We start from the raw sequence: 2,015 nt of genomic DNA, 5'->3' as shown, positions 1-2,015 counted from the left end.
AATATAGAGTATTCAGAGCGCTAACTAAACCGTATAATGCTTCTCACTGAATGCCGGGAGCTTGTCTTGCCTGCATTTAGACAACTTTCCCAGAGTCTTATGACAAGGCTTTCTGTTTTTTCCGGTTGATTGAACTCGATCAAGGGAGTATTCCGAAAATGTTAAGCGCTGATGATTTCAGACGCCTGCAGTGGCACAGTCGACGCGGTATGCTGGAGCTTGATGTCTTGCTCGAGCCCTTCACCAATCAGGTTTTTAAAAAACTATCTGCAGAAGATCAGTTTGTCTATTTGAAATTAATCGATTGTGAAGATCCGGATCTGTTTGCCTGGTTTATGGGGGATGGTCGTCCTCAGGATCCCGAGCTGGCGAGTATGGTGGACAAGGTTCTGCAATATGCCCGAAGTGGCTTGGATAGCGGTTTGGATAAAGCTTTAGATAGTGGTTTGAAGGATGCGGTCAGGGCCCAATGATTCTCTGATTGAAGTGCGGGCAGGTTTCTCTGTTCGTCACTTCATACTAACTGTTTTCTGTTATCTTTTTGCCAGTATGGCATTGTTTTTCACATCTCTTAACTTCCTCTGTACCATATTGTTGTTTGCAGTCCTGAATGCCTATGCCGTTTATTATTACCTGTCACAGCTAAAAAAAAGTCTTGGCACCAGTGTGCTTGCTATACGCTGGTATAGGGAGCGATGGTTCATTGGGACCCGAAAAGGTTGGCAGCCATGCATACCACAGGGCGAATGGCTGGTATTGCCCTGGTTGATGTGCCTTAGGTTTCGTGGTGAGGATGAGCGAAATTATTCGGTGAATTTTTTCAAGGACTCCGATCATCCAGCGTCACTGCATGCTCTGAGGTTGCGCTTAATGTTGATGAGCAAAGGAAGAAAATAAAGTATTAAAATTATGTCATCGCTTCCATGAGGAATACAGTTGCTTCCCTGCTCCAGACTATCGGTAAAATATCGTTGATAATATCGCAGCAGTAACGCCATCAATGCTGCAGCTGGAGAAAAGGGAAACGTATACAGAAGCTCAGGGTCATTTTTACAAAGGCGTTCCATGAAGTGTCTTCGCCCGACGATTTCCACAATGGACTGCTAATACTGACAAAGCCCCGGCAACTACTATAAACCCGCAAAACCCACCGAGAAACGCGTACACGCCGCTGTAATCCTGATGCTGTTCTGGAAAGAAAAAATTGTATCTGTTTTCGTTCGCATATTCAGTTTCAGTGTGGATTTTTGTTAGCTGATGAATACCAAACTCGTCAATTCTGTATTCCAGTACATATCCATTTTCATCACTGAATGAAAAATACCCAGGCTCCAGATCAAGATTTAATGTTGCCAGAATCATTCCCTCTTTATTTTTGATAATAATCTGCGTGCCGACATTTTCCGGAATAGCCTCAGAGGCGTCTGGCAGCACTTGTTTCGTCGAAGATGATATTGACGAGGACTGTAGCGACGAAGACAGTGTTGCTGAAGGGCTGACTGTTGTATAGGTCATATCACTGGTATCAGACATTGTTGCCGACGTTATTACATCTCTTGATTTCCAAGCCACTTCGATTGAATATTCCAGCTCTTTTTTCAAGCTTAGAATGGGTCTGAAGGGCTTAAACTCACGCTCCTTTGGCATCAAGTCGCGTAACCCGGTTGTATTTTGGGAGGTCGAATTTGTATTTATAAAAGTCTTGTTTAAAGGCTGACCTGAATGAGTTGGCAGAGCCGTGCTTTTGGTAATAGTGCCATTGATTGCAGGAGCTGATGTGTCAGACTTATATAAAACGTCCTGCAAAAAGATGGGCGCAGGCGTTGCACTTAAAACAGCTGTATCAATAACACTACCTTCATCCTCTTCATAGAAACCAAGATACAATTCTGAGGAGTCTTCCGGATCTTCGATTAAAATCAGATGGAACAAATTTTTCAGTGATGCATGTCCCCTAAGTGTGTAGTAAAGAAAATCAGATTCTTTAGCCTGAAAGCGGACTTTTGACTCAATCT

At 43.4% G+C, this 2,015-nt stretch carries 2 protein-coding genes; one reads left to right on the top strand and one right to left on the bottom strand.

Annotated features, from left to right (window positions below; genetic code table 11):
• Positions 1–158 precede the first annotated feature (158 nt).
• Entirely contained in the window at positions 159–473 is a 315-nt protein-coding gene (locus KDK17_RS03635) for a succinate dehydrogenase assembly factor 2 (protein ID WP_257255465.1), read from the top strand.
• A gap of 577 nt (positions 474–1,050) precedes the next feature.
• Here the strand turns inward: KDK17_RS03635 and KDK17_RS03630 are convergent.
• The coding region (locus KDK17_RS03630; RefSeq protein ID WP_257287366.1) for a hypothetical protein at positions 1,051–2,015 on the bottom strand (965 nt) is incomplete at its 5' end.

It is taken from the genome of Endozoicomonas sp. SESOKO2 (genome assembly GCF_024606245.1).
Lineage (GTDB): Bacteria > Pseudomonadota > Gammaproteobacteria > Pseudomonadales > Endozoicomonadaceae > Endozoicomonas_A.
Note: the sequence above shows the minus strand (reverse complement) of the source record. Positions and strands in the feature narration are given on the sequence as shown.

Excerpts from the sequence above, each read along its gene's own strand:
- KDK17_RS03635 (WP_257255465.1), top strand. The coding sequence starts at position 159 with ATGTTAAGCGCTGATGATTTCAGACGCCTGCAGTGGCACAGTCGACGC.